Origin of the sequence: Mycobacterium sp. SVM_VP21 (genome assembly GCA_024758765.1) — a bacterium.
Classification (GTDB): domain Bacteria; phylum Actinomycetota; class Actinomycetes; order Mycobacteriales; family Mycobacteriaceae; genus Mycobacterium; species Mycobacterium heraklionense_C.
The window spans coordinates 1,405,908-1,421,111 of the sequence record CP101406.1 but is presented as its reverse complement, the minus strand read 5'-3'; the positions used below and the strand labels follow the sequence as shown (position 1 = coordinate 1,421,111).

General features: G+C 67.0%; 18 protein-coding genes, 1 tRNA gene and 1 pseudogene. 9 read left to right on the top strand and 11 right to left on the bottom strand.

Features of this window, described 5'->3' with window-relative positions; translation table 11 throughout:
• Positions 1-255 (top strand): annotated as a pseudogene (locus NM962_06870) (ATP-binding protein).
• A gap of 1,018 nt (positions 256-1,273) precedes the next feature.
• Here the strand turns inward: NM962_06870 and NM962_06865 are convergent.
• The 10 genes from NM962_06865 to NM962_06820 all read right to left on the bottom strand — a co-directional run bounded on the left by NM962_06865 (position 1,274) and on the right by NM962_06820 (position 6,798).
• Complete coding sequence (locus tag NM962_06865) at positions 1,274-2,140, bottom strand: phage major capsid protein (GenBank protein ID UVO13791.1); 867 nt, start codon at positions 2,138-2,140, stop codon at positions 1,274-1,276.
• A 119-nt stretch (positions 2,141-2,259) separates the two neighbouring features.
• Positions 2,260-2,745, bottom strand: a complete 486-nt coding sequence (locus NM962_06860; protein UVO13790.1) for a hypothetical protein — start codon at positions 2,743-2,745, stop codon at positions 2,260-2,262.
• On the bottom strand, positions 2,742-2,993 hold the full coding sequence (locus NM962_06855) for a hypothetical protein (GenBank protein UVO13789.1): 252 nt from the start codon (positions 2,991-2,993) through the stop codon (positions 2,742-2,744). The genes NM962_06860 and NM962_06855 overlap by 4 nt, the downstream gene beginning before the upstream one ends.
• Entirely contained in the window at positions 2,990-3,262 is a 273-nt protein-coding gene (locus tag NM962_06850; protein ID UVO14588.1) for a hypothetical protein, read from the bottom strand. The genes NM962_06855 and NM962_06850 overlap by 4 nt, the downstream gene beginning before the upstream one ends.
• 2 nt (positions 3,263-3,264) lie before the next feature.
• Positions 3,265-5,367 (bottom strand): phage/plasmid primase, P4 family, encoded by a 2,103-nt coding sequence (locus NM962_06845; protein ID UVO13788.1) that lies wholly within the window; start codon positions 5,365-5,367, stop codon positions 3,265-3,267.
• Complete coding sequence (locus NM962_06840; protein UVO13787.1) at positions 5,364-5,678, bottom strand: DUF2742 domain-containing protein; 315 nt, start codon at positions 5,676-5,678, stop codon at positions 5,364-5,366. The genes NM962_06845 and NM962_06840 overlap by 4 nt, the downstream gene beginning before the upstream one ends.
• Positions 5,675-5,767 carry a DUF6011 domain-containing protein gene (locus NM962_06835; protein UVO14587.1) on the bottom strand — a complete coding sequence of 31 codons (93 nt, stop codon included), beginning with the start codon at positions 5,765-5,767 and terminating at the stop codon, positions 5,675-5,677. The genes NM962_06840 and NM962_06835 overlap by 4 nt, the downstream gene beginning before the upstream one ends.
• A gap of 92 nt (positions 5,768-5,859) precedes the next feature.
• Complete coding sequence (locus NM962_06830) at positions 5,860-6,060, bottom strand: hypothetical protein (protein ID UVO13786.1); 201 nt, start codon at positions 6,058-6,060, stop codon at positions 5,860-5,862.
• On the bottom strand, positions 6,057-6,410 hold the full coding sequence (locus NM962_06825; protein ID UVO13785.1) for a hypothetical protein: 354 nt from the start codon (positions 6,408-6,410) through the stop codon (positions 6,057-6,059). The genes NM962_06830 and NM962_06825 overlap by 4 nt, the downstream gene beginning before the upstream one ends.
• A gap of 169 nt (positions 6,411-6,579) precedes the next feature.
• Positions 6,580-6,798, bottom strand: a complete 219-nt coding sequence (locus NM962_06820; GenBank protein ID UVO14586.1) for an excisionase family DNA-binding protein — start codon at positions 6,796-6,798, stop codon at positions 6,580-6,582.
• Positions 6,799-6,916: 118 nt separating this feature from the next.
• Between NM962_06820 and NM962_06815 the strand changes: the two genes are divergently transcribed.
• Both NM962_06815 and NM962_06810 read left to right on the top strand, forming a co-directional pair.
• The gene (locus tag NM962_06815) at positions 6,917-7,534 is read left to right on the top strand and encodes a hypothetical protein (GenBank protein UVO13784.1); all 618 of its coding nucleotides are present in this window, start codon (positions 6,917-6,919) and stop codon (positions 7,532-7,534) included.
• Positions 7,527-8,726 carry a tyrosine-type recombinase/integrase gene (locus tag NM962_06810; protein ID UVO13783.1) on the top strand — a complete coding sequence of 400 codons (1,200 nt, stop codon included), beginning with the start codon at positions 7,527-7,529 and terminating at the stop codon, positions 8,724-8,726. Before NM962_06815 ends, NM962_06810 begins: the two co-directional genes overlap by 8 nt.
• A gap of 79 nt (positions 8,727-8,805) precedes the next feature.
• Here NM962_06810 and NM962_06805 read toward each other — a convergent pair.
• A tRNA-Gly gene (locus tag NM962_06805) sits at positions 8,806-8,879 on the bottom strand.
• A gap of 144 nt (positions 8,880-9,023) precedes the next feature.
• Between NM962_06805 and dcd the strand changes: the two genes are divergently transcribed.
• The 6 genes from dcd to rfbA all read left to right on the top strand — a co-directional run bounded on the left by dcd (position 9,024) and on the right by rfbA (position 15,204).
• Positions 9,024-9,596: a dCTP deaminase gene (gene dcd / locus NM962_06800; protein UVO13782.1), complete on the top strand. Its 573-nt coding sequence runs from the start codon at positions 9,024-9,026 to the stop codon at positions 9,594-9,596.
• 109 nt (positions 9,597-9,705) lie between these two features.
• Complete coding sequence (locus tag NM962_06795) at positions 9,706-11,232, top strand: hypothetical protein (GenBank protein ID UVO13781.1); 1,527 nt, start codon at positions 9,706-9,708, stop codon at positions 11,230-11,232.
• A gap of 91 nt (positions 11,233-11,323) precedes the next feature.
• A complete protein-coding gene (locus tag NM962_06790; protein UVO14585.1) occupies positions 11,324-13,087 on the top strand; it encodes a hypothetical protein in 1,764 nt (587 codons plus the stop codon).
• Positions 13,088-13,116: 29 nt separating this feature from the next.
• Complete coding sequence (locus tag NM962_06785; GenBank protein UVO13780.1) at positions 13,117-13,878, top strand: maleylpyruvate isomerase family mycothiol-dependent enzyme; 762 nt, start codon at positions 13,117-13,119, stop codon at positions 13,876-13,878.
• A gap of 22 nt (positions 13,879-13,900) precedes the next feature.
• The gene (locus NM962_06780; GenBank protein UVO13779.1) at positions 13,901-14,260 is read left to right on the top strand and encodes a nuclear transport factor 2 family protein; all 360 of its coding nucleotides are present in this window, start codon (positions 13,901-13,903) and stop codon (positions 14,258-14,260) included.
• A gap of 77 nt (positions 14,261-14,337) precedes the next feature.
• A complete protein-coding gene (gene rfbA, locus NM962_06775) occupies positions 14,338-15,204 on the top strand; it encodes a glucose-1-phosphate thymidylyltransferase RfbA (protein ID UVO13778.1) in 867 nt (288 codons plus the stop codon).

Here is a 15,204-nt window from a genome sequence, read left to right as displayed (position 1 = left end):
GACTGTGCCCAGGTCGCCCGCCCAGATGCCGGCGGCTGGCTGGCCGAGGCCGCAACATCGTGGTACTGGGCCTGCGGGGCACCGGCAAGACCCATCTGGCCACCGAGCTGGCGACCGTCGCCGCCCAGGCCGGGCACCGAGGGGCATGCGCCCCGGCCACCGGCTGGATCCGCAGGCCTGGCCGAAGCCCACTGCATCGACCGTCTCGACGCCGAGCTGCGCAACATCTCGCGCTACGGACTGATCGTCATCGATCTATCCCTAGCCTGGAACCGATCTATCCCCAGCCCGGCACTATGCCGAGGCCCAGACATCACGGTCGGAAGGCGCTGTGGTGGTGGTCCTCTGAGTGAGGGCCAGGACCGCCTGGGTAGGCGGCGAGGTGAGCGGAACGGCTCGATGTTTGCGGCCCCTTGCCAAGGCAGCGAACGGTCGCTCCGGGACCGACAGTGATGTCACCGCAGTTCAACCCCGTCAGCTCGGATACCCGCAGCCCAGTCGGTGCCGCCAATAGCAACACGGCGCGGTGGCGGCGCCCCTCCAACGGTTGCGGTCGGGTGCGCCGATGAGGGCGTTGATCTCGGCGCTGGTGAGAAACGACACCAGTTGCTTGTCGAACCGTTTCGCTGGAATGGCCGCGCGCGCTGAATCAGCTCGATGTGTTCAGGATGCCGCCGGCGGCAAGGAGAACAGGGCTCGGATCGCTGCCAGCCGCAGATTGCGGGTCCTCGGATTCCGATGTTCTGAGACATCACGTGGAGCCGATGGAGCCGATGACGGGAATCGAACCCGCGTATTCAGCAAGCGAAAACAGCGTCTGCGGGCGTGTGGGTTAGTCCGTTAATATGTTGTGGCGCAACTGATTACCGATGTACCTAGTACGGGCGGGTACGGGTAGATACACGGCGTGTCGCGGACGTTTATGCGGGGAAAATACGGAGCAGCAGCAACCCGTGACTGGTCACGGGTTCGTGCCTGTCGGTGCAACAGCCAGTCTAACGGAGGGGGGCAACCCCCAAAGGCAGTCAGCCGCCGCTCGTGGCTTAGGCGCATACCCCCTATTCATTTTTTCCAACACACTTATATCCGTAGCTAACTAGAAGCTCTATCTATCGTCTGGTTGTTGGCCTTGGTGGCGGGGCCGGCTGAACGGCAACCGACCCCGCCGTGGCGGAGGTCCGGGTGGGGCGACCCACATCAACACCACCCGGACCTCGTTTCGCCATCCCCGCGCGGGGAGTTCAGGACCGCGCGGGGGATAGCGGGCTTTGGGTTAGCTGCCGTCGCTGTCGCCGGGGTCGACGGTGAACCGGCCGACGCGTTCGGGGCGCATAACTGCCCAGCCGATGGACCACGTTGCCCGCAGCAGGACCGCGTCGTTGGCGAACAGGGCGTGATCGGATTGGGCGATGTTGACCTGCCCGACTGCCGAGACGATGGCGCTGGGGTCGATGACCAGGCCGCTGTTGGCGGGGATGAACGGGGAGCGCAGCACCGGCAGGCTCAGCAGCATGGGTACGGCGTCGGTGGTTCCGGCACCGAGCAGGGAGGCGTTGATCTGGTCGCCACCAACCTTGAGCTTGCGCAGGCTGGCCCAGGTGCGGGGGTCTACGACGATGTATCCGGGGTGCGCAAGGTTGGCTTCGAGTTCGGCAACGAGGTCAACGAGGCCGTCGAGGTTGGCCGCGACTTCACCGCCGTCGACCACGCCAGCGGTGTGCAACAGGCCGGTGGAGCCGGTGGCCGGCGGTGTGGGTGCGACCTCACTGAGATAGGACAGGTCGGCCTTGCGGATGAGGTCGCGGGCGACGGATTGCGCGGTCTGGCCGGGGGTTTCGGGCTGGCGGTGCTGTTCGTTGGAGATTGAGACCAGGCGGGCGAGTTTCTTCGTGTGGATGACGACCTCGGACAGTTCCGGGGCGGAGTCGGTGATCTCGGCGCCTTCGGCCACGTAGGCCGCGGACTCGTCGTCCTTGACGTAGGCGACCCGCAGAGATGGCCGGTCTCCCTCGATGTGCCCGGAGACGGTGCTGGTCTTGAGGATGAGGGCTTCGGGGACGACATCACCGGGTGTGAACGAGAACTTGTCTTGCGCCCAGGCGACTGTGGTGAGCGGGGTGGTGAGTTCGATACCGGACACGGGTGGTCCTGCCTTTCAAACGGGGTGCGGCCCGGAAGCGCGCACATCAAATTGGTGTATTCGATGGCGTGGCTCCGGGCCGCGACCTGTCCCGCATCAGGCGGTTGTTGGTGGTGAGTTTACCTTTCCGGCGGGGCGAATGCGGATTGCCAGGTGTTCTGCGCCTTGGGTGCGCCGGTGCCGCTGGTAAGGCCGCCCTGCGGCCGAAGGGGTTGGGGTCGGCCGGTGACGCCGAGTTCCTGGCGGGCGCGGGTGACCGCAGCGGTGACCTTTTCGGGGTCGACGGTGCCGTCGTCGGCGAGTAGATCGGTGATGGTGGTCAGCGCGAATACGGCTGCCGGCTTCACCCCGGCGGCGTCGATGAGGCGTTCGGCGTGCTGCTGCCGCAGTGCTGCGACCGTGGTTTCGGCGGTGGTGGCGCGTTCGCGGTATCCGGCGGATTCCCGCCGCAGCTTTTCCACGTAGTCACGGCCGAACTGTTCTACCGTTTCTTCCTGCGTGTCCGTGTCGGACTGGGGTTCGGCGGGAACCTCAGTCGTAGACGTGGTGTCGGTGACCTCCTCGGTGTCGACCGGGGTTGCTTCGTTGGCGGTTTCGTTACTCACGGAATTTCTCCTTCGATGTCGGCTACGCCGTCGCGCAGCGTTTGGACGACCTGGTGGGGGCTGGTGTCGGTCAGTTCGCCGATGCGGCGGGCGAATACCTCGGTGACGCTGAGCAGTTGCCGTAGCAGCGTGCCGGCGGTGTCGGTGTAGGTGCTGACGATCAACTGCGCGGCCGGGTTGTCGCCACGTAGGGCGGCGTCGATCAGTGCCAGCGCGTCACGCGCGCCATCGATCTCGGGATGGATCATGCTGACGTTCCTTCCTTCTTGGGGCTGTTGACGATTCCGGCGACGACACCGGTTGGCCGCTTGCGGGCCGGCAGGGCGTCGAACCATTCCGAGCAGCCGGCCAGCGCCGGACAGACTTTGCATAAGCCGAGGGCCTGCTGGTGACGCTGTTCGGCAACATCTTCGGGTTCGTCGCCGCCACGTTCGTCGAACAGGTGACTCCGGTGGCGGCAGCGGGCGCCGGGAAGGGCGGGTGCGCCACCGAGAGCGGACAGCAGGGAGTCGAGCATGGTCACGCGGTGCCCTCCTGCGGGTCGTTGATGCGCCATACCGCGTTCGGTCCCATCGTTGAGGTGATCCGGGGCTGGTTGCGGATCGCCTTGCGTAGGGCTTCCCAGGCGTAGCCGGCGGCTTCCCCGGCGGCACGGAAGTGGTCGCGGTCTACCTCGATGGTGTTTGCTGGGAGCTGGTTGAGGTAGGTGGTGATGAAGTCGTCGGTGCTGGGGTACGGGTTGTGTTCGCCGGTGAGTGACCACTGTCCGCGGCCGAGGGCCTTGAGGGTGGGGTGTCCGCTAGCGGCGGTGTGGATCTGGTGTTTGGTGTATCCGGCGGCTTGGCCGGCGGTGATCACAGCAAACGATTCGGTGAGGGTGGTGCCGGCCGCGATGAGCTGTTCGACGTGGTGGTTGAACCATTTCTGACACGACACCTTGGGACGGTCTGCGTTTTGCGGTACGGCTGACAGTGGCGATTTGCGTGCCTCACCTGCCTCACCCTGGTTGACCTGCGGAGTTACCTCACTATTTGAGGCACCCGTTCCTGCCTCACCGGTTTCGGCGGGAAACTGTTGCTGTTCTGGGACAGGTGGTGAGACAGGCGGGCGTGCCTCACTTGCGGGGCTTTGACCAGCAGGTATTCCGGGTGAGGCAGGTGAGGCAGGCGAAAGTCCAATGTTGGTGTAATAGCGAATCTGAATGCCGTTGACCCGCGGCTTGGAGGTGCCGAGATCGGGGACGACGGCGGCGAGGTTGCGGCCGAACGTGGCCTTGCTGCCGGATTCGTGGCCGCTGTCGACGCACCATGCCTTCCACGCTCCGTAGAGGCGGTCACGCTCAACGCTGGCCCCCTCGGCGCGTACACAGCAGTCCCGGACGAACGCCGACACCGGGGACGCCAGATCCATGAGCATGGTGGTGGCTTCGCCGGAGGACTTCGGGACCGTGAAGTGTTGTTTGCTGGCGAGGCGGTCGAGGCCTTCCAGCGCCCAGTTGAGGATGCCGGGTAGCTCGGCGGTAATGCGGGCATCCAGGGTGCGGTCCTCGCGGCCCAGGAAGCTGTTGCGCATCTGGAGGACCAGGAGCCGGTTGGCGATGGCACCGGAGGCGTCCGAGAACCGTGGTACCTCGTTGGACAGGATCATCAGGCGGGTGGACAGCTTGCCCGACCAGGGGTCACGGAACTTACGGTCAACGGTCAGCACGTCCTCGCCGGAGATGGACAGCAGGCGTTCGACGATGGTGTGGACGGTGGTCCCGCCGAGTCGTGCGTCGGCGATGATGGCCAGCGGCTTGCCCATCAGCGGGGCCAGCCCGAAGTTGGTGCCCAGGGAGGCCAGGGTGGGGCCAGTGACGTGGCCGCGTCCGATGAGGTTGCGGATCATCCGGGCGATGGTGCCCTTCCCGCTGCGGGTGGGGCCGATCAGGAGCAGGATCTTCTGCTGGTCGGTGCGGCCGGTGACGATGTAGCCGATCCACTCCTGTAGCAGGGCGATGCTGGCGGGGTCGTCGGGCCAGATCGAGGCCAGGAACTCCAGCCACACTTTCGGCTCGGGGGCGTCGGCCTGGTAGGCGAACGGCACAGAGACGGTGTTGTAGAACGCCGGGGTGTGCGGGTGCAGTTGTCGATCAGCGAGGGACAGCAACCCGTTGGTGCAGGCGATCACCTCACCGGGCGGTGAAGCGGTGTCGTGGTCGCCGATCCATGCCGGGGCGTCGACGTCAGCGCTGAGGTGCGCTACAGCGGCGAGTGCTTCCAGCACGTTAGCGACCTTGTTTCGGTTGGGGTTCCACGGGGTGCGTTCGTAGTCGACAGTGATGCCCTTCTCCCGGATCGGGCGCTCGTAGTCGACCTCGCCGAGGCGGGAGTAGATGGTGCTGCGTAGGTGCGCGGCGTCCTCGGTCGACCACTGCTGTCCGTTCCAGCGCTGCCAGTCGCCACGGTGGGAGACCAGGGTGCGGCCAGTGGGGAGCGTGAATTTCTTGTACAGCTTGCGGGCTACCTCAAGGGGTGCGTCCGGGGACGGGTACAGGGGGCGTTCCGGTACAGCACCCAACGGTTTCGGGGTGGTCTTCTTGTTCGCGGTGCCGATGGGCACCACGTTGTTGTCGTCGGTCACGCGGACTCCTTTCGTCGTGGAACGTATGCGTCGCCGCGGCCGGCCCGGATCTGGCGGGCAATCGCGGGCCAGTCCTCAGCGGTGGCAATGGTTTTCGATGCGTCAGCGGCAGCTTCCTGGGCAAGATCGCAACGCAGGACGTGGTGCTCTCCGGCGACGGCGAGGGCGATGAGCTTGCGCATGTCGGTATCGGCCAGCTCGCACCATGCCGGGGTGCCGGCGATCGGCAGCGGGGCGTAGGTGGCGGCCTTGATCACCTCGGTGATGAACCGATTCACCTCCGGCCACGACACTTGGACACTGCTGGTCATCCGATCTCCCGTGATGCACACAGGGGTCCGATACCGGCCTGGACGCTGGCAGGATCGGTCAACCACCTGCCACAGCCCCTGCACCGCATCGCCAGACGCCACTCGGGCAGTTCGGTGGGGAGTCCGGCCCGCGTGGGGCCGGCTCCCTTCACCGTGTTGGTTCCGGCAACGTGGCTGGCCATCAGAGTCCGCCCTTCACGACGGTGAGCTTTGGCTTGCCCACGAACTGCTGTGGTTTGACGCCCGCCACGCGCAGCAGACTCAGCAGCGCTTGGAGCATCTCTGGCGTCCAGCTCTTGAACGGCTTTGCGTTCAGGTGGTCCCTGACCTCACAGCACAGCCGGTGCAGATTCCTTTCCATCTCCCTGTCCTTGTCGCTCACCACGGCACCTCCGCGGCGTCGGCGGCTTCCAGCAGGTAGTCCGCCAGTTCGCGGGCGCCTGCCGGGGTGAGGCGGACCAGGTGGCCATAGTCGTTGATCTCGACGTACCTGCGGCGTCCGACGCGGTTGATCTCGACGTCGGGAAGGTCGCCCGCGTGCCGGGCCTCGACGATGTCAAGAGCCTGGCGCATCGGACTGTCCTCAGCGAGTCCTGCTCGGCAGCCACGCGCATGCCCACCGATTACGCCGCAGCAGGTGCGGGTGGCACTGTCCACGGGGTAGAGGTGACTGTCGGGGTCAGCACCCAAGTCGGTCAGCTCGTAGCCGATGGGGTCGTGATCTGTCATCATGGGGACTACCTGCTTCCTTTTGAGGGTTGGTGGGTGTGAGCGGTCCCCGCCAGGTGTTGGCGCACCTGGAGCTCGGGGGCCGTTCTGCTGTTCGGACGCATGTCCGGTGTTTGATCCGCCTCGGGGTCGAGTCCGAGGTCGGCATGTGATTCCTGCGGGCGCGCGTAGATCAAGCCGCATCACCACCCTGGTCGATTCGGGCGATGTACTCGTTGATGGCCGCCTCGGACACCAGTCGGCGGCGTCCAACTTTCACGCTGCGCAACTGTCCGTTGGCCATCAGCTCGAACACCATGCTCCGGCCGACTGACAGCCGTTTCATGACTTCCTCAACGGGCCACAACCGACTGTTGAGCCGGTCGACTTCCTTCTGTAGCTCCGGTGTCAGTGTCACCGGGGGCACCTCCTTTGCTCTGGAATGAAGCATCCAACTCGAATTGTATCGACATAGCCGAGCATTGCACGGATGCTCCCGAACGTCAACGCGTCCGTGCGATACTGTCTCAATGCCGAGCATTGACGAGTCCGCAAAGGCGTGGCAGGAGCAGTTGGCGAAGCGCGTCGGCCTGGCGATCAGAGGCCAACGGGTGGCGCTCGGATTTACCGCACAACAACTGTCCGAACAGACAAGGGACTTCGGCTATCCCGTATCGCGTGCAGCGATTTCTAAGATCGAGAGCAACAGCCGGTCGGGGAAGGTGGACCTCGCCGAGCTACTTGTTCTTGCGGCCGCGTTGTTTACCCCTCCGGTGGCTCTCGTCTTCCCAGGTCGATACGACGACGAGATCGACGTACTTCCAGGGCTGAAAACATCGCAATTCGATGCAGCACAATGGTTTTCAGGGATTCGCAATGAGACATTCGGAACGCAGTCCGAGGAGCTCAATTCTGCAAGGGATCTTGTCGATAAGGCCACCATTGCGGGATTCACCGCTCAGGATCTGGAGCGCATCGAAGCTCAGGCGAGGCAAGCGAATGACGCTCTACGCCAGGCGATTGAAGAGCGGCAGCAGGCTACCAGCAGCATGCAGCAGGCGGTCGATACGTTCAATCGGGCAGCTGAGAAGTTTCAGGAGGCGATAAAGATCCGGAACGAATCGCTTGGTCAGGCGGGCGATGCCTAGACAACGCATGGCCCCGGGTGAGCACGGGAAGATCGCCGACCGTACCGCCACGGAGGAACTCCCGAACGGCAAGACTCAGCAGATCTTCTACGCCACAACGTATTTGCGTCTCCACAGTGGGAAGCTGCGGGAGCGTGAGGCGTCGTCGCGCAAGTCAGCGGAGGATGCCCGGCGGGAGCTGAAGCGGCGCATCGCGGTCGAACTCGAGGCCGGGGAACCGACCGGGGTAATTGACCGCACCACCACCTTGTCGGAGTTGTTCGAGGCGTGGTTGCCGGCGAAGATCGCGGAGGACCGGATCGGGGAGCGGACCGCGACCCTGTACCGGGACGCGTGGCGGCTGCATGGTGAGCAGCAGCTCGGGGAGCTGCGGATCTTGGAGTTGACGACGAGCCGTGCCGATGCGCACCTGAAGGCGCTGCCGTCATCGGCGGGGATCTATCTGCGGATCATCTTGTCGGGCATGTACAGCATGGCTGCCCGGTTCGACGTGGTGAAGCACAACGTGATCCGGGAGACCAAGACCGCCAAGCCGGAGCGTAAGCCGGCCAGGGCGCTCACGGGCATGGAGTTGGAGCAGGTGCGGCGGGCCGTCGAGGTGTGGTGCGGGCGGAAGGGGCCGGGGCCGCGGCGGGGCCTGATGTTGCCGGCGTTCGTGGAGCTGCTGGCGGCCACCGGTGTGCGGCCGGGGGAAGTGCTGGCGGTCCGCTGGGCGGATGTTGACCTGCTGGCGAAGCCGCCGACCGTCACCGTCACCGGGACCGTGCAGGACGCGGGGAGGGTGGCCGGTAAGCCGCTGCACCGTCAGGATGCCCGCAAGGGTCACGCCCCGCCGCACACAGTGGTCCTACCGGCGTTCGGCGCCCAGGTGCTCACCGACCTCTACGCGGTCACAGGGCCGGACGGCACGGTGCTGAAGAACAGGGACGGCGGCCTGGTGAGCCTGTCGAACATCCGTTCCTCGCTGCGGGAAGCGCTCGCGCCCCACGAAGAGCTGCGGTGGGTGACGCCGCACAGCTTCCGACGGTCTGTGGCCACCGTCGTTCGGGACGGGCTCGGCGTCGAGGCCGCACAGCAACAGCTGTCGCACGCCCAGCTGGCGACCACCGAAGGGCACTACGTGCAGCGGGTGACGGCGGGGCCGGATACCCGCGCTGTGCTGGAGCAATGGGCCAGCAACGGGAACGGCTGAACCAATTTACGGGGAAAGTACGGTATTTCGAGGATGCGAGTTTGCTGGCAAACTTCCAAAACTCTCTGACCTGCATGTATGGAGCCGATGACGGGAATCGAACCCGCGTATTCAGCTTGGGAAGCTGATGTTCTGCCATTGAACTACATCGGCACTGGTGCCTTGGAAGGCTAGCATCCCGCGCCAAACGCCTCGTCCACTCCGGCGAGCAGTCGCAAAATCGCACGTCTGGGGAGTGCTCGGTGCGATTCTGTGTCTGCTCGCCTAGGGGCTGAGTTCAGCGGATACGCTCGTGCCGTGCTGCTTTCCGATCGCGATCTGCGGGCCGAAATCGCTGCTGGCCGGCTGGGCATCGACCCGTTCGACGACGCGCTGGTACAGCCGTCCAGTGTGGACGTCCGCCTCGACAGCCTGTTCCGGGTGTTCAACAACACCCGCTACACCCACATTGACCCGGCCAAACAGCAAGACGAGCTGACCACGCTGGTCGAACCCAAACCCGGCGAGCCGTTCGTGTTGCATCCCGGTGAGTTCGTGCTGGGCTCCACCCTGGAGTGCTGCACCCTGCCGGAGGATCTGGCCGGCCGGCTGGAGGGCAAATCAAGCCTGGGCCGGCTCGGCCTGTTGACCCATTCCACCGCGGGTTTCATCGACCCCGGCTTCTCCGGGCACATCACCTTGGAGCTTTCCAACGTGGCAAACCTGCCGATCACATTGTGGCCGGGTATGAAGATCGGCCAGCTGTGTCTGCTGCGGCTGACCAGTCCGGCGGAGCACCCTTACGGCAGTACGCGCGTAGGGTCGAAATATCAGGGCCAGCGCGGGCCGACGCCGTCCCGCTCGTACCAGAACTTCATCAAGTCCGGTTAGCCCTCGGACCTGATCGCCGCCTCGCGGCTGCGATGAAGCCGGTAGCGGCCAGCCCTGGTGGGGGTTCGGCCCGCATGCCTGGCCGATTGGCAGTAGCCGGGGAGGTTTCGTGGAGATCGTTCTTGGGGTGTCGGTGGCACCCTCGGCGGTCCGCATGGTGTTGGTGGAAGGCGAGAGCGCCGACGGGGTCACCGTGGAACACGACGACTTCGACGTGGTGGATGGTGCCCAAACCGCGCCAGAGCGGGTGGTGTCGGCGATCCTGGGCACCCGTGAGGGCGCCCGGGAGGGCGGCTACGAGCTCAGTTCCACCGGTGTGACCTGGAGTGATCCGGCCGAGGCGGATGCGCTGCGTGCGGCGTTGGCCGGCCGCAAGGTCGAAAACGTGATGCTCGTGTCGGCGTTTCTTGCCGCGGCGGCGCTGGCCCAGTCGGTGGGTAGTGCCACGCGTTACACGCGGACTGCGCTGCTGTTCGTCGAGCCGGAAGCCGCCACCTTGGCCGTTGTGAACTCTGATGACGGCTCGATCACCGAGATTCACCGCCAGCCGCTGTCCAACGACGACGCGAGCGCGGTCGGCGAGATCGCCGAACTGGCCGCCGGTGCGCAGCGGCTCGAGTCGAACCCCGACGGCCTGTTCGTGGTGGGCTCGGGTGTGAACGTGGCGATGATCAAGCCGGAATTGGACAAGGTCAGCCCGTTGCCGGTCAGCGTGCCCGAGGAACCGGACATGGCGTTGGCCCGCGGGGCCGCGCTGGCCAGCGCGCATGCCCCACTGTTCTCGTCCTCCACTCGGGCACAGGCCTGGGCACAGGACCCGGGGACCGGTGAACTGGACCCCGCGCTAGCCAGCGCCGGCTACGCGTACGTCGCGCCCGGCGGGGTGAACTACGACGACGTGGACTACAACGTCACCGCCGACAACGAGCCGCTGGCCTACAGCGCGCTGTCGGACAGCGGCGTGGTTCTCGGTGGCGCGCTGCCGGATCTCGCCGACGATGCCGAACTCGTCGACTCCCGGATGCTGGACTTCAGCACCGGGATTCAGCCGCGGGAGCGCAAGCCGATGCTGGTCACCGGCGGGGTTGCGGCGCTGTTCGTGATCGGGGTGCTGGGCTTGGCGATCGCGTTGGCCGTGGGGATGCGGGCGGCAAATCAGCACCGTCCCGACGTGCGGGCCAATGTCGTCAGCCATCCGCCGGCGGCCGTGGTCACGCCCGCGCCCGCGCCTCCGGCGGCCCCACCCGCCCCGGCCGGTGAACCGGCTCCGCCGCGAGCGCCCGCGCCCGCTCCGGTCCCGCAGGCACCAGCGCCGCAGGCACCAGCGCCGCGGGCACCGGCGCCCCTACCGGTGGCACCGGCTCCGCCGCCTCCAGCGTTCCCGCCCCCACCGCCTCCGGCGCTCCCGCCCCCACCGCTGCCCAACCTGGGGATTCCCGGCCTGCCCGGCGGTCCGCCGCTCTTCGGCCCGCCCCGGGGCGGTTGGGGAGGTGGCGGCTGGGGTCCCGGTCCGGGAGGTGGCGGCTGGGGTCCCGGTCCGGGAGGTGGTCATGGCCCCGGCGGCGGCCCTGGTGGCGGGCCGCGTGGTCCTGGTGGCGGTGGCTTCCCGTTCCCGCTGCCTGGGCTTCATTTCTGAGTGGGGATTCACATCCCACAGTCGTAAGATGGGCTAATAATTCGCCGGTCCTAGTGGAGGAGGTGCGGTGGACATCGTTCTGGGGGTCTCGATGGCACCGCCATCGGTACGTATGGTCCTCGTCGAGGGGGAACGCGCTGGTGGCGTGACCGTCGACGAGGACGGATTCGAGGTGGACGCCGACGAGCTGGTGTTCCCCGACCAGGTCGTGTCGGCCATCCTCGGCACCCAGGAAAGTGCGCGAGAGAACGGCTACCGACTGGCCTCGACCGGGGTGACCGTCGCCAACCAGCTGCAAGCGGGCCAGCTGCGCGACGCGCTGGCCGGCCACCGGGTCGAGAACGTGATGCTGGTGTCGGCGTTCTTGGCGGCCGCCGCCCTGGCACAGACGGTAGGCGGGTCGGTCGGTTACGAGCGGACCGCGCTGATGTTCATCGAGCCGGACGGCGCGACCCTGGCGGTCGTCAACTCATCAGACGGCTCGATCGCCGAGGTGCAGCGGGTGGCCCTGCCCTCCGATGACGCCGCCGCGGTGGGTGAGCTGACCCGTCTGGCCGCCCAGGCGGGGCGCCTGTCATCGCGCCCCGACGGCTTGTTCGTGGTCGGTTCCGGAGTCAACGTCGGCTTGGTCAAGCCGGAGTTGGACGCGGTCAGTGCCATTCCGGTCAGCGTGCCCGAGGAGCCCGAAACCGCGCTGGCGCGTGGCGCGGCGCTGGCCAGTGCCCACGCGCCGCTGTTCGATTCCTCGACGTCGGCGCTGGCGTGGGCACGCGACCCGGGCACCGGTGTGATCGACCCGGACCTGGTGGCACTCGGCTACTCCTCCCAGGCCTACCGAACCGACTATGACGCCACCATGGGCGAGTACGCGCTGGCCTACAGCGCGGTTTCGGACGACACCACTGACAGTGGCTACCTGAGCCTGGTCGCCGCTGACGGCTTTGACGGCACCGTCATCGAGGACGACGACGATCGCCCGCCGAGTTCCGGGGTGGATCAGTTCGACGACAGCAAGCCTGCGCGGCGCCGCAGGCCCTTCCTGCTGGCCGGCAGCGGGCTGGCGGCGTTCTTCGTCGTCGGGGTCTCCAGCCTGGTGGTGGCGCTGGCGGTCAGCATCCGGCCTACCGCCGCAGATCACCCGCCGCCCACCGGGCACATCGTGGTCCCCACCCAGCAGGCGCCGGCCCCGGCGCCTGTCCCCGAAGCGGCGCCTCCACCTGCGCCCGCGCCGCCTCCGGCGGCCCCGCCCGTCACCGAGGTCCCGGTCGCGCGACCGGCTCCGGCCGTGCCGGCTCCTGCGCCGGCAGCGCCGGCTCCCGCCCCGGCGGCTCCGGCGCCTGCACCTGCGGCTCCACCCCCGGCACCCGCGCCGGTGGCCCCGGTGCCGATACCGATTCCGGTGCCCATCCAGGTGCCCGCGCCGGTCGAGGCACCGGCCCCGGCTGCACCGGCCCCCGCGCCACCTCCGATCCAGCAACCCGAGCTACCGCCGATCTTCCGGCCGCCGTCCAACAACGGCGGCAACCCGTCCTGGCTGCCGGACAACAACAACGGCGGCGGCAAGAAGGGCGGCAATCCATCTTGGCTGCCCGACAACGATGGTGGTGGCAAGAAGGGCGGCAACCCGTCTTGGCTGCCCGACAACGATGGTGGTGGCAAGAAGGGCGGCAACCCCTCACCCTGGCTGCCTGGCATCGGTGGTAACGGCGGTGGCGGGAATCCGTGGTTCCCGGGCCTCGGCGGTAGCAACGGTGCCGGCCGCGGCGGTGGTGGCGGCTCCTGGTTCCCGGGCCTCGGCGGTGGCGGAGGCGGCGGCCATGGCGATGGTGGCGGCAAAGGTGGCTGGCCCTTCTGAGCCCGCCCAGAATCCACTAGCCTGACGGCGTGGACTACGCCGCAGCATTGGTCGATGAGACGCGCGCGTTCGGGGAGCTGATCCGCGCCGGCGATCCGCAGTTGGCGATCCCCACCTGCCCGGAGTGGAATCTCACGCAACTGTTCCGGCACTTCGGGCGCGGAAACCGTTGGGCCGCACAAATCATCGCCGATCGTATGGACGGTCCCCTGGACCCGCGTGAGGTCGTCGACGGCAAGCCGCCCGCCGAGCCGGACCCAGCTCTTGACTGGCTGCACGACGGCGCGCAACGGGTGTTGGACGCCGTCGCCCACAGTGGGCCGGACACGCCGGCGTGGACGTTCATGGGACCCCGCCCGGCCTCCTGGTGGGTGCGCCGCCGGCTGCACGAGGCGACCGTGCACCGCGCCGATGCCGCGCTGGCGCTCGGGGGTGACTTTGCGCTGTCACCGGAGCTGGCCGCCGACGGGATCGGCGAGTTGCTGGACCTGATCCCCGCACTGATCGCGCGCAACGGACCAGCGTTGCCGCTGGCCGACGGCCACAGCGTGCACCTGCACGCCACCGATGACGGCCTCGGGTCGGCAGGGGAGTGGACCATCAGCCGGCCGGCTGGGACCGACACGGTGAGCTGGTCGCACGAGCACGGCAAAGGTTCGGTGGCCCTAAGGGGTTCGGCCCGCGACCTGTTTTTGGCGGTGATGCGCCGGGTACCGGTGGCCGATACCGACATCGCGATCTTCGGCGACGCCGCGGTGTGGCAGAACTGGGTCGACCACACCGCTTTCTGATCGGGCGGTAGTTTTGGCGAGCATGAGCACATCGGAGATCGCAACGGTCCTCGCCTGGCACGACGCCCTGGCCGCCGGTGATCTGGACACCCTGGAAAAGCTGTCCAGTGACGACATCGAGGTGGCCGACGTCGGCGGCGCCGGGCAGGGGCATCAGGCATTGCGTGGGTGGGCCGCTTCGGCGCAGGTGAGCGCCGGAATCGGCCGGATGTATGTGCACGACGGTGTGGTGGTGGCTGAACTGATCCCCGCGGGGGCGGGTGCAGCCCAGGCGGTCGCCTTCCGGGTGGTACACGATCGCGTCACCGCGGTGTTCCGCCACCAGGACCTGGACAGCGCCTTGGCTGCCACGGACCTCAACGAAGCCGATCGGGTCGACTAGCCCGCTGTGTCCGATAGCGGCGGCCCGCGTCGCCCGGCTGCGCCGCACGCGCAATCAACGCGGTTAGGCTAAACGGCATGCGCGGGATCATCCTGGCCGGTGGCTCCGGCACCCGCCTGCATCCGATCACCATGGGCGTGAGCAAGCAGCTGCTGCCGGTGTACGACAAGCCACTGGTCTACTACCCGCTGTGCACGCTGATGCTGGCGGGCATTCGGGACATCCAGGTGATCACCACCGGTCACGACGCGCCTGCCTTCCAGCGACTGCTGGGCGACGGCAGCGCATTCGGAGTCGACATCAGCTACGCCATCCAGGAGCAGCCCGATGGTTTGGCGCGCGCTTTCGTGATCGGCGCCGACCACATCGGCACCGACTCTGTCGCGCTGGTGTTGGGGGACAACATTTTCTACGGCGCCGGTTTGGGGACCAGCCTGCGGCGTCACCAATCCCTTTCCGGTGCAGTTATTTTCGCCTACTGGATGGCGGACCCATCGGCCTATGGTGTGGTTGAGTTCGACGGGGACGGTACGGCGGTGTCGGTAGTGGAGAAGCCGAGGGCACCCAGCTCCCACTACGCGATACCCGGGCTGTACTTCTATGACAACGACGTCGTCGAAATCGCGAAGGGCCTCAAGCCTTCCGCCCGCGGCGAGTACGAGATCACCGACATCAACCAGACCTACCTCGATCAGGGCCGGCTCACGGTCGAGACACTGGCACGGGGCACCGCATGGCTGGACACCGGGACTTTTGACTCGCTGCTTGACGCCGGTGATTACGTCCGCACTGTCGAGCGCCGCCAGGGCCTCAAGATCGGTGTTCCCGAAGAGGTGGCCTGGCGGATGGGTTTCATCGACGACGCCGCACTCGCCGACCGTGCTGCGGGGCTGTGCAAGTCCGGCTATGGCGACTACCTGATCGGGTTGTTGGATCGTCGGTAA